At 69.0% G+C, this 18,320-nt stretch carries 16 protein-coding genes; 11 read left to right on the forward strand and 5 right to left on the reverse strand.

Features of this window, described 5'->3' with window-relative positions:
* The 7 genes from VFA06_RS22625 to VFA06_RS22655 all read left to right on the forward strand — a co-directional run.
* Positions 1 to 255 (forward strand): DegT/DnrJ/EryC1/StrS family aminotransferase (locus VFA06_RS22625; protein ID WP_324842690.1); only part of this gene is annotated, 255 nt, incomplete at its 5' end.
* Between the two features lie 11 nt (positions 256 to 266).
* Positions 267 to 932 (forward strand): acetyltransferase, encoded by a 666-nt coding sequence (locus VFA06_RS22630; protein WP_324842691.1) that lies wholly within the window; start codon positions 267 to 269, stop codon positions 930 to 932.
* 33 nt (positions 933 to 965) lie between these two features.
* Positions 966 to 2,105, forward strand: a complete 1,140-nt coding sequence (locus tag VFA06_RS22635; RefSeq protein ID WP_324842692.1) for a DegT/DnrJ/EryC1/StrS family aminotransferase — start codon at positions 966 to 968, stop codon at positions 2,103 to 2,105.
* A 25-nt stretch (positions 2,106 to 2,130) separates the two neighbouring features.
* Positions 2,131 to 3,213 (forward strand): hypothetical protein, encoded by a 1,083-nt coding sequence (locus VFA06_RS22640; RefSeq protein WP_324842693.1) that lies wholly within the window; start codon positions 2,131 to 2,133, stop codon positions 3,211 to 3,213.
* Between the two features lie 309 nt (positions 3,214 to 3,522).
* Entirely contained in the window at positions 3,523 to 7,179 is a 3,657-nt protein-coding gene (locus tag VFA06_RS22645; protein WP_324842694.1) for a DUF4082 domain-containing protein, read from the forward strand.
* 32 nt (positions 7,180 to 7,211) lie between these two features.
* Positions 7,212 to 8,261, forward strand: a complete 1,050-nt coding sequence (locus VFA06_RS22650; protein ID WP_324842695.1) for a glycosyltransferase family 2 protein — start codon at positions 7,212 to 7,214, stop codon at positions 8,259 to 8,261.
* A gap of 41 nt (positions 8,262 to 8,302) precedes the next feature.
* Entirely contained in the window at positions 8,303 to 8,698 is a 396-nt protein-coding gene (locus VFA06_RS22655; RefSeq protein ID WP_324842696.1) for a DUF1992 domain-containing protein, read from the forward strand.
* 65 nt (positions 8,699 to 8,763) lie between these two features.
* On the opposite strand, the gene VFA06_RS22660 is transcribed toward VFA06_RS22655, so the two are convergent.
* The 4 genes from VFA06_RS22660 to VFA06_RS22675 all read right to left on the reverse strand — a co-directional run bounded on the left by VFA06_RS22660 (position 8,764) and on the right by VFA06_RS22675 (position 14,329).
* Positions 8,764 to 9,441: an HAD-IA family hydrolase gene (locus VFA06_RS22660; RefSeq protein ID WP_324842697.1), complete on the reverse strand. Its 678-nt coding sequence runs from the start codon at positions 9,439 to 9,441 to the stop codon at positions 8,764 to 8,766.
* Positions 9,434 to 10,246, reverse strand: a complete 813-nt coding sequence (locus VFA06_RS22665) for a glycosyltransferase family A protein (RefSeq protein WP_324842698.1) — start codon at positions 10,244 to 10,246, stop codon at positions 9,434 to 9,436. The genes VFA06_RS22660 and VFA06_RS22665 overlap by 8 nt, the downstream gene beginning before the upstream one ends.
* A 34-nt stretch (positions 10,247 to 10,280) precedes the next feature.
* On the reverse strand, positions 10,281 to 13,385 hold the full coding sequence (locus VFA06_RS22670; RefSeq protein WP_324842699.1) for an oligosaccharide flippase family protein: 3,105 nt from the start codon (positions 13,383 to 13,385) through the stop codon (positions 10,281 to 10,283).
* Between the two features lie 74 nt (positions 13,386 to 13,459).
* Positions 13,460 to 14,329, reverse strand: a complete 870-nt coding sequence (locus tag VFA06_RS22675; protein ID WP_324842700.1) for a hypothetical protein — start codon at positions 14,327 to 14,329, stop codon at positions 13,460 to 13,462.
* Between the two features lie 211 nt (positions 14,330 to 14,540).
* Between VFA06_RS22675 and VFA06_RS22680 the strand changes: the two genes are divergently transcribed.
* The 4 genes from VFA06_RS22680 to VFA06_RS22695 are packed head-to-tail and all read left to right on the forward strand — an operon-like array spanning position 14,541 to position 17,942.
* The gene (locus VFA06_RS22680) at positions 14,541 to 15,242 is read left to right on the forward strand and encodes a hypothetical protein (protein WP_324842701.1); all 702 of its coding nucleotides are present in this window, start codon (positions 14,541 to 14,543) and stop codon (positions 15,240 to 15,242) included.
* Positions 15,239 to 15,877 (forward strand): acyltransferase, encoded by a 639-nt coding sequence (locus tag VFA06_RS22685; RefSeq protein ID WP_324842702.1) that lies wholly within the window; start codon positions 15,239 to 15,241, stop codon positions 15,875 to 15,877. Before VFA06_RS22680 ends, VFA06_RS22685 begins: the two co-directional genes overlap by 4 nt.
* Before the next feature lie 2 nt (positions 15,878 to 15,879).
* Positions 15,880 to 17,064 (forward strand): glycosyltransferase, encoded by a 1,185-nt coding sequence (locus VFA06_RS22690; protein WP_324842758.1) that lies wholly within the window; start codon positions 15,880 to 15,882, stop codon positions 17,062 to 17,064.
* Positions 17,065 to 17,120: 56 nt separating this feature from the next.
* Complete coding sequence (locus VFA06_RS22695) at positions 17,121 to 17,942, forward strand: DUF2071 domain-containing protein (protein WP_324842704.1); 822 nt, start codon at positions 17,121 to 17,123, stop codon at positions 17,940 to 17,942.
* On the opposite strand, the gene VFA06_RS22700 is transcribed toward VFA06_RS22695, so the two are convergent.
* Positions 17,920 to 18,291 carry a VOC family protein gene (locus VFA06_RS22700; protein ID WP_324842705.1) on the reverse strand — a complete coding sequence of 124 codons (372 nt, stop codon included), beginning with the start codon at positions 18,289 to 18,291 and terminating at the stop codon, positions 17,920 to 17,922. The two genes, VFA06_RS22695 and VFA06_RS22700, sit on opposite strands and share 23 nt — an antisense overlap.
* Positions 18,292 to 18,320 lie beyond the last annotated feature (29 nt).

Raw genomic sequence — 18,320 nt, forward strand, 5'->3', positions numbered from 1 at the left:
GACCCGGCGCAGTTCCCGGGCGGCGGCCGCGACGCCACGCTGCACCGGCTCGCCGCCGCCGGAGTCTCGGCGCGGCGCGGGATCATGGCCTCGCACTTGGAGCCGGCGTATGAGGGCACTGATCACGTCCCGCTGCCGAACACCGAGCGGCTGACCCGCGACTCGCTGATCCTGCCGCTCTTCCACGCGCTCACCGAGGCCCAGCAGGAACACGTCGTCGACGTGCTGCGCAAGCCCGCGGACGACGCGGCGTAGGGATCGGCGCGATGACCACCACCAGCGAACTGTTGATCGTCGGCGCCGGCGGCTTCGCCCGGGAGACCGCGCAGGCCGTCGCCGCGATCAACGCCGTGCGGCCGACCTGGCGGCTGCACGGCTTCCTGGACGACGACCCGCTGCTGCACGGGCGGCGGGTCGACGGGCTGCCGGTGATCGGCGGTACGGATCTGGTGCACTCGCTGCCGAACGCGCACGTCGTCGTGTGCGTCGGCAATCCCCGCAACTACTTCACCCGTGCCCGCATCGTCGAACGGCTCGATCTGCCTGCCGAGCGCTACGCGACCATCGTGCATCCCTCCGCCGACCTCTCCGCGGATTCGGTCATCGGCCCCGGCAGCGTGCTGCTCGCTCAAGCGGTGTTGACCGCCGCGGCGACTGTCAGCGCGCACGTCGCGGTGATGCCGCACGCCGTCCTCACGCACGACGTGACGGTCGACGACTTCGCGACGATCGCTTCGGGAGTGCGGTTCGGCGGCGGCGTGCGCGTGCAGCGCGGGGCGTATCTCGGTTCCGGCGCGCTGATCCGCGAACAGGTCAAGATCGGCGCGTGGTCACAGGTCGGCATGGGTTCGGTCGTGCTGCAGGACATTCCCGACGGACAGGTCTGGGTCGGCAACCCGGCCCGCAAGCTTCGTGACATAGAAACGCAGTGACGTTCAGTAGCAGCGAAAGGCTGGCTTAGGCGCATGACGCAGGCAGACCCGATCCCGTTGGTGGATCTCAAATCGGCGCACGCCGAGATCGCCGACGAGGTCGCGGCGGGCTTCCAGAAGGTGCTGGCCACCACGGGCTTCATCGGCGGGCCCGAGGTGGCGGCCTTCGAGGAGGAGTTCGCGGCGTTCAGCGGCGTGCGGCACTGCGTCGGCGTGGCCAACGGCACCGACGCGGTCGAGCTGGCGCTGCGCGCGGCCGGGGTGCGGCGGGACGACGAGGTTGTGCTGCCCGCGAACACCTTCATCGCGAGCGCCGGCGCGGTGGCGCGCCTCGGCGCGGTGCCGGTGCTCGTGGACTGCGACCCGGACAGCTACCTGATCGACGTGCAGGCCGCACTCGCCGCGATCGGCCCACGCACGACTGCGGTACTCCCGGTGCACCTCTACGGCCAGCACGCTCCGGTCGAGGAATTGACCGAGAAACTGGCCGGCAGCAACGTGCGCGTGATCGAGGACGCCGCCCAGTGCCAGGGCGCGACCCGCAACGGCCGGGGCGCCGGTTCGGGCCCCGGGGCGATCGCCGCGACCAGCTTCTACCCCGGCAAGAACCTCGGCGCGTACGGCGACGGCGGCGCCGTGGTGACCGACGACGCCGATATGGCCAAAACCGTCCGCGCCATCGCGAACCACGGCGGCCTGACCAAGTACAGCCACGACCTGGTCGGCTTCAACAGCAGGCTCGACGCGCTGCAGGCCACGGTGCTGCGTTCGAAGCTGCGCCGGCTGCCGGCCTGGAACGCCGCCCGCCGCGCTGCCGCCGCGCGGTACGCCGAACTGCTCGCGGAGGTGCCCGGGATCGCCCTTCCCGCGACCTTGGCAGACAACGAACACGTCTGGCACCTCTACGTCGTACGCATCGACGCTTTCGACGGCGATCGTGACCGTCGCGACGCGCTCGTCGCGAACCTCAACGCTCAGGGCATCGGCGCCGGCGTGCACTACCCGGCCGCCCTGCACCAGACCCCGGCCTTTTCCCACCTGGGTTATCCGGCGGGCAGCTTCCCGAACGCGGAGGCCGCCGCCGCGCGCATCGTCTCGCTCCCGCTGCACCCGCACCTGACCGCCGCGCAGCAGGAACGCGTGGCCGAAGCGTTCACCGCGGCGCTGGGCTGAAAGGATCGGCTGAGGTGACGTCGTGGTGAGTTCGCACAGGCCGCGGTTGGGGCGTCGGCGCATCGTGATCCTCGTGGTCGCGGGCGCCGTGCTCGGCACGGCCGGGGCGCTGGCCACCACTCTTGGCTCCGGCGGCGGCAGCACGCCCACCGCGGCCTCGACGCCGACGACGGCCCCGCTCTCGTCGAGCCAGATCCCGGCCCCGTCCGGCACGGGCGCGTTGCGCTCCCCGTCGCCGCGCTCATTCCCCAAGGCCTCCGGCACCGCTTCGCCCGCCGGGAACGCCGCGCCAAGCTGTACCAGCCCCGCCGCCTGCGGATACCCGGACGCGGCCAGCACCGGTCCGCGTACCGCCTCGTTTTCCGCGCATTCCGGGAACATCTCCATTCGGGACAACGGAACCACGATCAGCGGCTGGAATCTGACCGGTTCGCTGGACATCTACGCGGACAACGTCACGATCGTCGACAGCAAGATCACCTCCACTAACTGGTGGGGGGTGAACCTGCGCCCCGGCCACACCGGCCTGCGAATTCTGCACACCTTCATCACCGGCGTTCCCGGGAAGGGCCCTGACAATGGCGGCGAAGACTACGCGCTGTCGAACATGAGCGACGGTTCCGTGGAAGTCGGCTGGAGCAACATGTCCGTTTTCGGGAACACGGTATCGACCGGCCACGGCTACATTCACGACAACTACGTGCACGACCTGGTGCCGTTCATCAACCACAGCGGCTATTACCAGCACACCGACGCCGTGATCAGCGACGGCGGGGATACCGGGGGCTTGCGCATCGAGCACAACACGCTGCTGAACCCGATCGACGCGACCCACGGAGCCTCGGCCGCCATCGGCCTGTTCCCGAACACCGGGCTGATCACCGACGTCACGGTCAAGAACAACTGGATCGCCGGCGGCGCGTACGCGCTCTACGGCGGCGGGCCGGGTGCCGCGCGGGTCGTGGTCTCCGGCAACGTTTTCTCCGATGAGTACTGGCCGGAGTGCGGCTTCTACGGCGCCATCGCGCATTGGAACGCCACGGGCTCCGGAAACGTGTGGTCGGACAACGCCTTCCGTAATGGTCAGGCCGTGATCCCGGCCACCTAGCCGCCGCTACCCAACGCGATCAATCAGAGCACCGTTCGAACACCTACGGTGACGAAACCCCAGCACCAGATGAAGGTCTCGCAACAATGGCCACGTTCTCCTGTAAATATCGAAGCCCGTCGCTATCTTTAGCACTGCATGTGTGTAGCGAGGACCTTCCATTCATCTTTTCTAGGCCCGGGGTGGGCGATGCACGTTAAGCTATTATCAGTATTCTTCGAAAAGTACCGCCGCGCAAGGGCCAGAAACAGAATTCTGATCCCGGCGGTCATTCTCGGCGTTCTCGCCGCGCTGGCGGGCCCCGCCATCGTGGCGCAGGCCACCGACCCCTGCGGCTCCGGCTCCAACCCGATCGTCTGCGAGAACTCACAGCCGGGCACGCCGATGAGCCAGTGGTACTCCCCCAGCGCGTACGGCGACATCACCGGCTTCAGCACGACCGAGAGCGTGCAGCCAGGGCAGACCATCAGCTTCAAGGTCAGCTCCCCCACGACCTATAACGTCGAGATCTACCGGCTCGGCTGGTACGGCGGGGACGGGGCGCGGCTGATGCCCACCTCGCCCACCACGGTCTACCCGGCGATCACGCAGCCGACGTGCAACCGCGACTCGTCCACCGGCCTGACCGACTGCGGCAACTGGTCGGTGACCGCCACCTGGACCGTGCCGTCCGATGCGGTCTCCGGCGTGTACCTCGCCGACCTGGACCAGAGCGGCGGCCAGGGCTTCATGCCCTACCCGTTCGTGGTGATGAACCCCAACAGCCACTCGGACATCGTCGTGCAGACCTCGGACCAGACGTGGCAGGCGTACAACATGTACGGCGGCGACGACCTGTACCAGGGCAACGGCCCGGCGCCCGACGGCCGCGCCTACGCGGTCAGCTACAACCGGCCGCTGAACGTCTCCGGCGCGAACGGCATCTTCGGGTCCGAGTACCCCATGCTGCAGTGGCTGGAGCGCAACGGCTACGACGTGAGCTACATGAGCGGCATCGACGTGTCCACGCAGGGCAGCCTGCTGCTCAACCACAAGGTCTTCATGTCCTCGGGGCATGACGAGTACTGGAACCAGGGCCAGTGGGACGCGGTGACCGCCGCGAAGCACGCCGGGGTCAACCTCGCCTTCTTCGCCGGCAACGACGTCTTCTGGAAGACCCGGCTCACGGCCAGCGCCGTGGACGGCGGGGCCAACCGCACCGTGGTCTCCTACAAGATGACGAAGCTGGAGTTCCCCCAGCCGGACGGCATCCCGGACCCCAGCGGCCAGTGGACCGGCACCTGGATGGACCCGGCCGGCGCGGGCATCGGCGGCAACCTGCCGCAGAACCAGCTGACCGGCACGCTGTTCGACGTCAACGGCTACAACGCCGAGGCCATCACGGTCAGCTACCCGTACAGCACCGACCGGCTGTGGCGTAACACGCAGGCCGCGTCGCTGCAGCCGGGCCAGACCTACACCATGCAGACCGGAACGCTCGGTTACGAGTGGGACAGCGACGTGCAGAACGGGGTGCGGCCGTCAGGCGAGATCGACATGTCGTCCACGACCGTCAACCTCACCAACGGCACGCTGCTGAAGGACTACGGCAACACCTACGGCAACGGCACCGCCACACACAGCCTGACCGAGTACCGCGACCCCTCCGGCGCGCTGGTATTCAGCTCCGGCACCGTGCAGTGGGCCTGGGGCCTGGGTACGACCCACTTCGACCTCGCGACCAACGAGGACCCGGTGCAGGAGCAGGCGACCGTGAACCTGCTCGCCGACATGGGCGTGCAGCCGGTCACCCTCCAGTCCACCCTGGTCGCGGCGAGCCAGTCCACTGACACGGTCGGCCCGACCGTCACCGTGGCGACGCCGAGTTCCGGGGTCACCGTTCCGGCGATGTCCCCGGTGACCATCAGCGGCACGGCCGCGGACAGCGGCGGCGGCGTGGTGGCGCGGGTCGAGGTGTCCACGGACAACGGCAACACCTGGCTGCCGGCCACCGGCCTCGGCAACTGGAGCTACAGCTGGACCCCGACGCAGACTGGCAACGTCACCATCCAGGTGCGGGCCGAGGACGACAGCGACAACATCGGCGCCGCCGTCAGCATCCCGGTGACGGTCGGCCCGCAAAGCTGCCCGTGCTCGATCTTCCCGAACTCCGCTTCGCCCGCGAAGCCGGACAGCGGTGACGGCCTTTCCGTCAACCTCGGCGTCAAGTTCGCGACCAGCGTGTCCGGCGCGGTGACCGGGGTCAGGTTCTACAAGGCCGCCACCAACACCGGCACGCACGTCGGCAGCCTGTGGACCTCTTCGGGCACCCTGCTCGGCAGCGTCACCTTCTCCAACGAGACGGCCTCCGGCTGGCAGACCGCCACCTTCTCGCAACCGATCCCGGTCAGCGCGAACACCACGTACGTGGTCTCCTACCTCGCGCCCGCCGGGCACTACTCCGCCGACGCCGGCTACTTCACCAACCAGGGCGCGGGCCTGAGCCCGATCACGGCCCTGCAGTCGAACAGCACCTCGCTGAACGGCGTGTACAAGTACGGCTCCGGCACCACGTTCCCGAACACCGGCTACCAGAACACCAACTACTACGTGGACGCGATCTTCCAGTCCAACGTCACCAGCACCACTCCGCCGACCGTCACCTCGACGCAGCCGGCCTCCGGCGCGACCGCGGTCCCGGTCAACTCGCCGATCACCGCTTCGCTGAGCGAGGGCATCAACGCCAGCACGCTGAAGTTCACGCTCAAGGACCCGAACGGGGTCAGCCAGTCCGGCACGGCGACCTACGACCCGGTCGGGCACACGGCGACGTTCACCCCGAACGGCCAGCTGGCGATGAACACGACGTACACGGCGAGCCTGTCGGCCACGGACCTGTGGGGCAACGCGATGACGAGCCCGTACACCTGGTCCTTCACCACCGCGAACACCCCGCCGTCGTTCAGCTGCCCGTGCTCCTTCTGGAACGGCGCCGTGACGCCGGCGAACACGAACACCAACGACGCCAAGTCGGTGGAGCTCGGTCTGCGGTTCCAGTCGGCGGTCGGCGGCTACGTCACCGGGGTGAGCTTCTACAAGGGCACGAAGAACACCGGCACGCACACCGGCAGCCTGTGGACCGCCTCCGGCACCCTGCTGGCCAGCGGCACCTTCACCGGTGAAAGTGCTTCGGGCTGGCAGACGCTCACCTTCTCCTCCCCGGTCGCGATCACGGCCAACACGCCGTACATCGCGTCCTACCACGCCCCGGTCGGCTACTACGCGTCGAACGGTTCGTACTTCACCTCGGCCATCACGGCCTACCCGTTGACCGCGCTCCAGTCGGTCACCGGCGCTGGCAACGGCCTCTACCTGTACGAGTCCGGCTCGACTCAGGTGCCGAGCAACAGCTTCAACGCGACGAACTACTGGGTGGACGTGAACTTCACCACGACCCCGCCGAGCGGTTCCAGCGGCGGCGCCTCGACCGCGGCGGCGACTTCCAACGGCTCGGTCACCCCGGCGGTGGACGCGCTCGGCCCGGACAAGGACGACATCGTCACCTCCACCACGGGCGTCTCGGACGCGGTGCACCCGCCGACGGTGACGTTCGCGGAGCCGATCGCGCCGCAGAGCCTGCGGATCAAGGTGGTCACCACGGTCGGTACACAGGGGACTGAATCGCCTGCGGGCACCGCGGTGACCGGTACACTGTTGTACAACCCTGCGACGCTGACGGCCTCCTTCAAGCCGGACTCGCCGCTGCGTCCGGGGGCGATCTACCGGGCGGTGGCGACGGCGAACGGGCTGGACGGCAAGGCGATCGCGCCGGTCAGCTGGACGTTCCGCGAGGCGACCCCGGGCAGTTCGGCTCCGGCCCACCTGCCGAAGATCCCGCCGAACGGCCAGGTGCCGCAGGTCGTCGCGCTCAGCACCGAGGGTGACAGCTGGCGGCGTACCGACCCGCTCCCGCCGACCGACGTCTAGCACCTTCGACCGATAGAAAGCAGGTCCGTCCCATGAGCTCGGTCAGCGTGGTGATCCCCTGTTACCGCTACGGGCACTTCCTGGAGCAGTCGGTGGGCAGCGCGCTGACCGAGCAGGACGGCGTCGACGTCAAAGTATTGATCATCGACGACGCCTCGCCGGACGACTCGGCCGAGGTGGCCCGTCGCATAGCGAAGTCGGACTCGCGGGTCGAGGTCCTCGTCCACGAACGCAACAAGGGCCACCTCGCCACGTACAACGAGGGCCTGCTGGAGTGGGCGGACGGCGACTACACGGTCCTGCTGTCCGCCGACGACCGGCTCACCCCGGGCGCTCTCGTGCGCGCGGCGGCGCTCCTGGACGCGAACCCGAATGTCGGCTTCGCCTATGGGCATCCGCTGCACTTCCGGGCGGACCAGCCCCTTCCCCCGGCGCGAACCGAGGGCAGGGGCTGGTCGGTCTGGCCCGGCAGATGGTGGCTCGAACGGCGCTTCAAGGCCGGCCACGGCTGTATCACCTCCCCCGAAGTCATGGTGCGGACGGACCTTCAGCGCAAGCTCGGCGGCTACGATCCGCGCCTGCCGCATGCTGGCGACATCGAGATGTGGATGCGTTTCGCCGCGCACGCGGATGTCGGCTACCTCAAGGGCGTCGACCAGGCGTACTACCGGGTGCACAGCGCGAGCATGTCCAAGACAGACTTCTCGGGACAGCTCGACGACCTGCGCCAGCGCAAGGCCGCCTACGACGCGGTGCTGGAACGCGCGAGCGAGCTCACGGCCGCGGAGCGGGAGCGGCTCGGCGCCATCGTGCACCGTAAGATCGCCCGCCAGGCGCTCTGGCGCGCCGCCCGCGCGTACGACCGCGGCCGCACCGCCCAGGTTCCGGTCGACGAGCTGGTGGCCTTCGCGGCCGAATGCTGGCCGCACTACGAGAGTCTGCGCGAGTTCGCCGGCCTCTCGCTGCGCCGTCGGATCGGCCCGAAGGCGATGCCGTACCTTCAGCCCCTCATCCTCACCGCGGTGGCGCACCACGCGCGCGAGCGCCTGTGGTGGCGCACCTGGCGGCGTACCGGCGTCTGACCGATCTTGCCTATCTCCGCGTCCTTCGCGACCATGGAGAAATGAGTGGCTTCGACTCACGCTTCGAAACGCTGGTAGACAAGCAGATCCGGGAAGCCGCCGCGCGCGGCTCCTTCGACGATCTGCCGGGACAGGGCAAGCCGCTCGCGGACGCCGGCCCGTACGACGAGGACTGGTGGCTCAAGGAACTCGCCAAGCGCGAGGAAGTAGGCCCGTACGTGCTCCCGGTGCCCCTCGCGCTGCGCCGCGAGGCCCAGGACCTCATCTCAGGGCTCACCAAGGCCCGCAGCGAGCGCGAACTGCGCGAGCTGGTGGCCGACTACAACACCCGCGCCGAGAAGGCCCGCCGCCGACCCCACGCCGGCCCGTCCGTCGTCATCCCCAGTGTTGACGCGGAGCAGGCGATCGCAGCCTGGCGTGAGCGGCGCGCCTCCTGACCGGCGAGCGAAGCCCGCGCGATTCCCGCGCCGCCGAGAGCGATCCCGTAGATTGCGCCCGGTAGTCAGTGCGCGAAGAGGCTGAGCAGTTCGCCGAGCGTCGTGATGGAGGGTACGTCGCACGGTTCGCCGCCATCCGTGCGGCGTAGTGCCCGGCCCGCATAACCGAGTGCGATCGCGGCTTCGACCAGCGCGGGATCGTCGTCGATGAAAAGGCACTGCGCGGGTTCCAAGCCGAGCGCCGAACTCGCATGGTGGTACATCCGCGGATCCGGCTTCCGGCATTCGAGCACCGCCGAGATCGCGTACGCCTCGAAGAAATCGCTGATGCCGAGACTCGAATGCAGTTCGGGAAGTTCCGGCCACGCGTCCGAGACCACGGCCATCCGCACGCCACGGCGGCGCAGCTCCTGCAACGTGGGAAGCACGTCGGGGAACGTCTCAAGAAATGCGGTCGGTTCGACGGGACGGGTGAGTTCGGCGAGCAGCGCATCACTGGCGTCGATGCCCAATTCGCCCAGGATGACGCGGTGATACGAATCGAAGTCGGGCGTGCCCGGCGCCTCGCTCATGAAGCGGTCGCCGACGGCTATCGCGGCCGCGAACTGCTGCGGCGTTATTCCGGGGGCGTGGGAGAGCACGGTCTGCTCGAAGTCGGCGCGCGGATTCCAGCGGCCGCCGATCGGCTGCATCAGCACGCCGCCGGAGTCGAACAGGACGGCGCACAGCGCGGATTCAGTCAAGGCTTCGGTCCCAGACGGTGTAGTAAGTGTTCGGATTCACCAGATAGCGAACGGTGGGCACCGGGATGTGGGCAATGCGGTGGTGGCGCGCGTAGCGGTATAGCAAGACCCAATCCTCGCGCGGCATGACGTCCTTGTGGCGGCGCAGGCGGCTGAAGCGCAGTGCGCGGTTGCGGCGCGCGACAAACGCATTGGTGTCGAAGAACGACTTCTCTCGAGCCAGTCTGCGGTCGTAGGGCACGGACAGGATGTCCATCTCACGACCGTCCGGGGTGACCCGGCGCAGGGCCGTGTACACCCCGTCCAGGCGGTATGAGCGGTCCTTCGGCCTGGCTTCGAGGGCCGCCAGTGCCGTCGCGAGGTGTTCCGGCTCCCATAGGTTGTCGTCGTCGAGGAAAGCGACGAACGGTGACGAGGCGAGGCGGACGCCGACATTGCGCACGACGCCGGCGACCGCCGTATTGCGCCGCAGGCTCACCGCGACCACGCGTGGATCCTCGGGGAGCGGCGGAATCTGGCCGCCGCCGTCGTCCACGATGATGACGCGGTTGTCCGCGATGGTCTGCGAGAGCGCGGATTCGACGGCGGCGCGCAGTGCGTCAGCGCGCTTGTACGTCGGGATGACGGTCGTGACCAGTGAGGGCGCGACGTCCGGCAAGAGCTTTCGCAGCCGGTGCACTTCGCGGGTCTCGAACAGCCAGTTCCCCGGCACGGTGTGCGCGAGCAGCACTTTGTTGCGCAGCTCGTACAGCGGCAGCCAGCCGAATCGCCGCCGCAAAATCCGCTTGGCGGTCCGCCGGATCATGACGTGCCTCTCATCGCTTCGGTCGATCGTGAGGTTATGGAACGCTCACCGCGTGTTCGGCCCGGTCGGCCTCGGCCTCTGGTTGCGCGGCCTGCTGCGCGGCGGGTCGCGGGCCGGCCTTGGCCAGGTGCCGCAGTGGCCAGACGACGGGAATGTACACGGCGAAGGCCGCCGCTCCCGCCGTGAACAGGTAGGCGATCTCGGGAAGGTTGAGCTGGCCGAGCGCCAGGGCGACGCCCACCATCAGCGCTCCGCCGAGGAACGGGCGGGCGCAGGCCTTCGCGATGACCAGCGGCGAGATACCGGCGCGGGAGAGCGCCCACAAGAACAGCGGAGCGACCAGCGGGCCGGCCACCAGGATGTGGCCGAGACCGACCCCTGCGATGCCTCTGGCCTTCGCGGTAACAATCAAGGTCGGGATGAGAGCGATCAGCCACCAGCCCTGCACTGTGATCAGCGCCTTACGGCGTCCCGACGCGACAAGGCAGTCGTAGGCCAGCTCGAACGCCACGCGCAGAAGGCCGAGGAGGGCGAGGAAGCGAAGGGCGCCCGACGCGGCGGTCCAGCGCTCACCGTAGAGCGCGTAGATCAGCGGTTTGGGCATGACGGCGAGCAGTACACAGGCCGGGACGGCAGCGGCCATGAGAAGGGCCAAGCCGCGGCCGAAGCTGTCGGACAGCGCCTTCTTAGAGCCCGCGACGCGGGAGAACCCGGCGAACGAGACCCGGCGGGCGATCTCGGAGACGCTGCGCACCGGCCAGCTGGAGACGTTGAACGCGATCTGGTACAGGCCGAGCTGGATCGGTCCGAGGGTCGCGCCGACGACGATCGAGTCCACGTTGAGCATGGCCAGCACCAGCAGGCTCGCCCCGGCCAGCGGCACGCCGAACGCGAGCAGCCGGCGCGCCTGCTGCCGGTCCCAGCCCGGCTTCAGGAACCCGGGCGCCGCGATCGAGCAGCCGACCAGCGCCACCAGGTTGCCCGCGATCGAGCCCCAGGCGAAGCTCATCGCGCCGAGCCCGGCCACCGCGAGGCCGATCGTCAGGCCGGTGCTGAGCACGAAGTTGCCCGCGTCGATGAACATCCGCTGGCGTTGGGCGAAGTTGCGCGTGAGCACGCCCGCGGGCACGCAGGCGATGCCGTCGATGATGACGGCGATGCCGAGCACGCGCAGCATCGACGTCGCGTCGGCGGCGCCGAGCAGCCGCGCGAATTCGGGGGCTGCGACGAACAGGACGAGATAGAGCAGGCAGCTGAAGACGGTGGAGAGGGTGAGCACGGTCGGAGCGAAGCGCTTCGGGTCCTCTTCCCAGCGCACGATCGCCAGGCTCACCCCGAGTTCGTTCGCGGACAGCAGCACCGCCAGCGCGACTAGGCCGATCGCGTAGAGGCCCCAGTCGCGCGGGCCGAGCAGCCCGCGGGCCAGCACGACTCCGGTCAGGAAGTTGCCGAGCCGCATCACCACGGTGTTGACGAAGCTCCAGCGCACCCCCTTGCGGATCTGCCCGCCGATCTTGGGTTCCGCGCTCGGGTCCGCCTTGACGACGGGGATCTCGCCGGTCTCGGTCGGCAGCCTGGCCTGCACGCCGACCGGCCTGATGATCGGCAGGACGAGCGTGTCGTCCTCCATCGGCGGGAACCACGGCCGCAACGTGGCCGCGATGGCGTGCGGAGTGCGGGTGAGACGCGTCATGTCGAGCATGTACGCGTTCGGGGCGGCCGTCCCTTGAGCGGACTTGCGCAGCGAGAAGAAGGCCGGCGGGATACCCGTCAGCGCGGCGGCCGGATCGCGGCGCGGCAAGAGGTCGCCCTCCCGCCGCGAGATGCCCAGATAGGCGCCCGCGCAGCCGATCAGCAGGAACACCACTCCGGCGAACATCGGAAAGCCGAGCGAGTCGAAGGTCGCGCTCACCACGAGTGCCGCGGCCAGGGCGGCGACGAAGCTCTGCCCGATCTCGCGCGTCGGCTCGTGCTTCCACAGCTTCCGGCCGCGCCGCGCGCAAACGATGCCGGTCACGTAGAGCACGACGATCATCAACGCGCCGACGATGCCGATCTCGACGACCGCCAGCAGGTACTGGTTGTCGGTGTACCGGTAAAGCGCCGGGATGAAGGTACGCCATCCGCGGCCGAAGAAGGGGCGCTGTTCGAAGTACTGCGCGACGCCCGCGTAGTCCATCGTCCGCGCCTGGGTGCTGTTGTCGCCGCTGCCGAGGAACGCGCTGAAGAGGTTCAGCACGGTCTTGATCAGTCCGGGCACGGCCAGCTTCATCACGCCGGCGCCGAGGATGATGACGCCGAGCGCGCCCCAGCGGCGGCGCGACGTCCAGGTCGGGATCAGCACGACAAGCACCGTGACCAGAGCGACCATCGAGGTGCGCGACACGGTCATCGGCAGCGCGCCGCCGATGCAGATCACCGGCAGCCAGCGGCGCGCCCAGCCGGTGTGGCGGCGCTCGGGATCGAGCGCCTGCTGAATCGCGAACGGAAGCAGCATCGCCAGCACGCCGGCCAGCTCCAGGGGCTGCGCCGCGGTGGACGACGGCCGGGTGAACGCGCCCCGGACCATCAAGTTGCTGATGTCGCCGTTGACCTGCAGGCCGGGGATGTGGATCTTGGCGAGCAGGTCCTTGCGGGTCATGAACTCGACGATGGCCAGCCCGCCGACGAAGGTGCCGCAGACCACCAGCCGGCGAAGCAGGGTCTTGAGCCGGTCGAGGTCGGTGATCGCCGCCGAGGCGACGACCACGACGCCGACCCACGCCGCGAGCACGATCAGTCCGCGGTCCGCGGCCTGCGTCTCGGCCTGTACCGGCGCGCGGTCGCTCTGCGCCAGCGCGGTGTACGAGACGAGGATCGAGACGGAGAACAGCAGCAGCGCGATGCGCACCGCCCGGGTACCCGGCGCGGGCAGCAGCCGCCCGGCCAGCCATGAGGCGAGGTACCACATCAGAGCCAGCAAGGCGTATACGTTCGCGACCGTGCCGGCCGCGCCGAGCGAGGGGAGGGTCCAGGTGGAGGGGATCAGTTCGAGCAGCGCGACGTAGACGGACAGCACCACCACCGCGTCCAGGCCGTGGCGCCGTTTCCGGGGCGTCGGCCTCGGGTCGTTCTTGCGGGCCCGCGGCCGCAGGCTCATCCCCAGCCTGGAATTGCGAATGGCTGGATCGGCCTCGGGACCTAGTCCGCGCAGGCCAAGGGTCGGCGCGGACACTAGTCGCGGGCGCCCGGTGCCCGGCTGCTCAACTCCGGGTGCGCCGGCTCGAAGGGGTCACGGTCCAGGTCGGCGCCGCCGTCCATGCCGTACCAGCGCGAGGCGGCGGTCTGCGGCGCGGCGGCGGGCGTGCTCGCCTGCGGGCGCTCGTCCGGGTCGTCGCGGCCGGTTTCCACGGCGGCGAAGTCGACGTCTGCTTCCGCGTCGAAGCCGTCGTCGTCGGCCCCGAAGGGCACCCGGCGGCGCCGGCGGCGGCGCGAGGCCAGGACGTTCTCGACGACGAAGGTGACCAGGAACGAGATGACCAGGCCGCCGATCGCGACGCCAAGCACGTCCTGCGTCTTGGTCTTGTTCTGCGCGGCCGGCGGCCCGGGCGGCACGATCACCATGGAGCGGATCATGTCGACCGGCTTGACCGCGGCCTGCTCCTGCACCGCGGCCAGCTGCTGAACGGTGTAGTTGGTCAGCGTGTTCATCGAGGTGAGCACGTGCTCGGGCTTGGGCCCCGTGACCGTGAGCGTGAGAAACGGTCCCTGCGCGGCGGCGGCGAGCGCGACGGAGTAGGTCTCGGTGACGCCGAGCTTCGCCAGGTCGTTCGCCGCGTCGGTGGAACCGAGGCGGCGGGCCAGGAAGTCAGCGGTCTCGTTGAGCGAGGAGTCGAAGTTCAGGAACGCGTTGCCGGTGCCGGGCACCTTCTCGGTGCCGGCGGTCGCGGACTGCGAGGCAAGCAGCGAGAGTTCACTGGTCGCCTGGTATTTCGTAGGAATGGCCCGGTCCACGCCAACGGTGAGCGCGATAGTGAGCAGCAACAGCGGCACCATCACGTACCAGCGTTTGCGTATGACTCGGACAACCTCCGCCAGATCCATGAACCCCTCCCCTTGCGTGCGTTGGCCCCGCTGCCCGGTCTGATGCCGGGGCGGTGCCGTGCGCACCGTCCACGGGTAGAGAATAGGGCCCGTAGCGGCGATGCATCCACCGCTTCGGCGACTTGGGTCGTTGTTCCGCACTTTCGTGCGCGGGCGGCCCGATCCGCTATACGGTGTGCGCGGGAGGGACGCGGACCAGGGGAGGGCTGCGGTGTCGTTTCGCGAAGTGATCGGGACAGTGCGATCACGCTGGTACATAGCCGCGCTCGTGCTGCTGGTGACCGCTGCCGCGGGCTGGAAGGTGGACCATCCGCCGCGGGTGTTCCAGGCCACCTCGGTGCTGCTGCTGGTCCCGCCGCAGGACCCGAGCGCGCCGAACACGCTGGCCGCGGCCACCCCGTCGATCGCCGCCACCGGCCTGATGGTCGACACCGTGCTCAGCGACTCCACCTCGGTGGCCCGGCTGCGCCAGGCCGGGGTGACGGATGACTACTCGTTGACGCCGCGCAACAACGGCACCGTGCAGACGCCGAGATACACGATCCCGGCCGAGCAGCTGAGCGTGACCGGCCATGACCCGAATGCCGTATTGACCAGCCTGACCAATCTTTCCGCAGTGTTCATCGCGGAGTTGAACGACCTTCAGGCGCGCGCCGACGTGCCGGCGTCACTTCGCATCACGACCCAGGAATTGGTGGCGCCGGCGGTAGCGCAGGTGCACGGATCGAAGTCCCGGGGGCTCGCCGGGGTCGCGCTGATCGGTTTGATCGCGGTCGTCGTGCTGCCGAATTGGTACGACCGGTACTTGCGGCGCAGAAACCGGCGCGCGAAAGCAGCGGACAAGAGCTGGAACGGCAAGTGGCGCAAGGCGAAGCCGGACAGGCCGAAGGAAACGGAGAGGGTGCCCGCATGAGCACGGGAAGCACGGCGGACAACGTAAGGACGGGCACCCGTATAGCCCCGGACGCCGATGTACACGCAAGCGCGGTGCTGGGCGAGGGCACCTCGGTTTGGCACGGCGCCTCGGTGCGTGAGAATGCCGTGCTCGGGCGCTCGTGCATCGTGGGCCGGGGCGCGTATCTCGGACCGGGCGTGCAGGTCGGCGACAACGTCAAGATCCAGAACAACGCGCTCGTCTACGAACCGGCCGTGCTCGGCAACGGGGCGTTCGTCGGGCCCGCGGTGGTCTTCACGAACGATCTCAATCCCCGCTCGGTGACTCCCGACGGCCGGTTGAAGACCGCGGACGACTGGCACGCGGTCGGTGTGACGGTCCTGGAGGGCGGCTCGGTCGGGGCGCGCTCGGTGTGTGTGGCGCCGGTGACGATCGGGCGGTGGGCGATGGTGGCGGCGGGCGCGGTGGTGACGCGCGACGTGCCCGATTTCGCCTTGGTGCTCGGGGTTCCGGCGCGGCAGGTCGGCTGGGTCGGCCGGGCCGGGGTGCGGCTGGTGGAGGACGGCGAGGGGTCCGGGCGTTTCGTGTGCCCGCAGACCGACGCGGTGTACCTGGAGAAGGACGGCGTGCTGACCGAGATTGACGCCCCGTGAGAATGCGAGCGGGTGCGAGCGCGGGCAATGCGCCGCGTGCGGTGATCGTCGTGCTGAACCTGCCGGTGCCTGACGACCATCGAGTCTGGGCGCAGGCGCAGGCGTTGCGCGATGACGGCGTGTCCGTGACGGTGGTGTGTCCGGCGATTCGGGACAAGCGGCCGGGTAAGGCGACGATCGACGGCATCGACGTGGTGTATTTCCCGTCGTTCGAGGGCGCGGGACGGCTCGGCACCATTGTCGAAGGCGCTTGGACGACGTTTGCTTCGACGCGTGCGGCCCGGCGGGCACTCAGGCAGCCGGCGAGCGCGCGCATGGTTCAGGTGTGCAATCCGCCGGACATGCTCTTCCGGTTGCTGAGCTGGGCTCGGCGGCGCGGTTGCTGGACGGTGTATGACCAGCACGACGTGGTGCCCGCGCTGGCTGGTTCGCGCCCGGCCTTCCAAAAGCTGGAGCGGCTGTTCCTCGCCTGCGAACGCAAGACCGTCGCGGCGGCGGACATGGTCCTGACGCCGAGTTCGGAGCAGGTCGAACGGCTGCGTAAGCTGTATGGCCGTGAAGCCGTTGTTGTGCGTACCGCATCCGTGGTCGCGGGGGTACGCACGCAGCCGCCGGAGGACGAGGACACGACCGTACTCGGGTATCTGGGCGTAATCGGCGAGCAGGACGGCGTCGGGGATCTGGTCGAGGCGGTCGACCTGCTGCGCGGGCGCGGCGTGACCGGTTTCCGCGTGGAGATCGCGGGTGACGGGCCGGCTCTCGCGGGGGTGCGCGAGCAGGTGGCGCAGCGCGGGCTCGGCGAGTTGGTGCATGTGCGCGGCTGGCTGCGCCCGGAGCAGATCGGCCCGTTCCTCGACGAGATCGACGCGATGACGGTCCCCGATCCGGATATCGAGTTCAATCACTATTGCGCGATGAACAAGGTCACGCATGCGATGGCGCGCGGCATCCCGGTGGTGCTGCGGCCGCTGCGCGAGAATTCGCGGCTGGTCGCGGATTCCGGGGTGCTGGCGAAGGATCAGAGCCTGCCGGCCTTCGCGGACGCGCTGGAGACGATGATCGGCCTGCCGCAGAAGGAACGCGCGGCCATCGGCGAGCGGTTACAGGAGATCTTCGAGGCTGAGCTGTCCTGGGAGAAGTCCTCAGCGCGGTATTTGGAGGCGGTCTCTCCGGCGCGGCGCGGCTAGCCGCGGCGGCCGGGGCGTGCTCTGCGAGCGGGGGCGGCCTGTGCAATGCTGTCCCGATGCCTCTGCCTGCGCGAATCGAACCGGTGACGCCCGACGCCGCCAGGCCGGTACGACGCGCGTTGCTAACGCAGTCCTGGCTGGATCTGACTTTCCTGCATTGGTCCGTGGCGCCCGAGGTTGTGCAGCCGTTTTTGCCTAAAGGAACGCAGGCGGACGTAATCGACGGCCACACGTATATCGGTCTCATCGCATTTCGGATGTACCGGATCGGCTGGCTCGGATTACCGGGTATGCCGTGGATCGGCACCTTCCCGGAGACGAATGTGCGCCTGTACTCGGTGGATGAGGCCGGGCGGCGAGCGGTCGTATTTCTGTCGTTGGACGCGGCCCGGCTGCTGCCCGTGCTCACCGCGCGGATCGGCTTCAAGCTGCCATACGTGTGGTCCCGCATGTCGGTGCAGCGGCACGGGGACGATGTGTTCGAGTACGCGAGCAGCAGGCACTGGCCGGGCAAGTCGTCGGCGCGTTCGCATATCAGGGTACGCATCGGCGAGCGGATCGAGGCGCCCTCTGCCGCCGAGCACTTTATGACCGCCCGCTGGGGTCTGCACTACGCGCCGCTTCGCCGCACGCTGTACCTGCCGAACGAGCACCCGCGCTGGTCGCTGCATCGCGCCGAGGTGCTGGATCTGCGCGAGAGCCTGGTCGCGGCGGCCGGACTGCCCGCGCCGGTCCGGCCGCCGGACAGCGTGCTGTACTCCCCCGGTGTTCCAGTCAGGTTCGGCGCGCCGTTGCGGGATCAAGGGCGCCCGCTAATTCAGCATGCTGCGTCCCACGTCGGAAAGCGGTCCAACCCTATCCGCGACTGGTGTCGATGACGCAGAACCGGTTGCCGTCAGGGTCCGCCAGCACGACGAAGTCCGGGTCCTGCGGATACATGTCCCAGTCGACGCGCTGCGCGCCGAGCGAGACCAGCCGCTCGACCTCGGCCGCCTGGTCGGCCGCGTCGCCCGCGTAGAGGTCGAGGTGGATGCGCGGGTGGTGCTCGACCGGCGCGTCGCTCGGCTGGAGCCCGAGACCGGGTCCTGATTTACCGTCCGGCGGGATGAGGAACGTCCAGCCGTCCGTCACCTCGTCACGCGGCACGTAGCCGAGCGCCTTGGTCCAGAATTCGACGGCGCGGCGCATGTCGGACACGCCGACGACTACGGTTCCGATGCTCAACATGCTTCGATTCTCACGGATCGCGCCGCGAA

The organism is Actinocrinis sp. (assembly GCF_035653575.1).
Taxonomy (GTDB): Bacteria; Actinomycetota; Actinomycetes; order Streptomycetales; family Catenulisporaceae; genus Actinocrinis.

What these genes read in the sequence shown, in the direction of transcription:
- VFA06_RS22630 (WP_324842691.1), top strand. Translation starts at nt 267, where the DNA reads ATGACCACCACCAGCGAACTGTTGATCGTCGGCGCCGGCGGCTTCGCC.
- VFA06_RS22635 (WP_324842692.1), top strand. Translation starts at nt 966, where the DNA reads ATGACGCAGGCAGACCCGATCCCGTTGGTGGATCTCAAATCGGCGCAC.
- VFA06_RS22650 (WP_324842695.1), top strand. Translation starts at nt 7,212, where the DNA reads ATGAGCTCGGTCAGCGTGGTGATCCCCTGTTACCGCTACGGGCACTTC.
- VFA06_RS22655 (WP_324842696.1), top strand. Translation starts at nt 8,303, where the DNA reads ATGAGTGGCTTCGACTCACGCTTCGAAACGCTGGTAGACAAGCAGATC.
- VFA06_RS22665 (WP_324842698.1), bottom strand. Translation starts at nt 10,246, where the DNA reads ATGATCCGGCGGACCGCCAAGCGGATTTTGCGGCGGCGATTCGGCTGG.
- VFA06_RS22670 (WP_324842699.1), bottom strand. Translation starts at nt 13,385, where the DNA reads ATGAGCCTGCGGCCGCGGGCCCGCAAGAACGACCCGAGGCCGACGCCC.
- VFA06_RS22675 (WP_324842700.1), bottom strand. Translation starts at nt 14,329, where the DNA reads ATGGATCTGGCGGAGGTTGTCCGAGTCATACGCAAACGCTGGTACGTG.
- VFA06_RS22685 (WP_324842702.1), top strand. Translation starts at nt 15,239, where the DNA reads ATGAGCACGGGAAGCACGGCGGACAACGTAAGGACGGGCACCCGTATA.
- VFA06_RS22690 (WP_324842758.1), top strand. Translation starts at nt 15,880, where the DNA reads ATGCGAGCGGGTGCGAGCGCGGGCAATGCGCCGCGTGCGGTGATCGTC.
- VFA06_RS22695 (WP_324842704.1), top strand. Translation starts at nt 17,121, where the DNA reads ATGCCTCTGCCTGCGCGAATCGAACCGGTGACGCCCGACGCCGCCAGG.
- VFA06_RS22700 (WP_324842705.1), bottom strand. Translation starts at nt 18,291, where the DNA reads ATGTTGAGCATCGGAACCGTAGTCGTCGGCGTGTCCGACATGCGCCGC.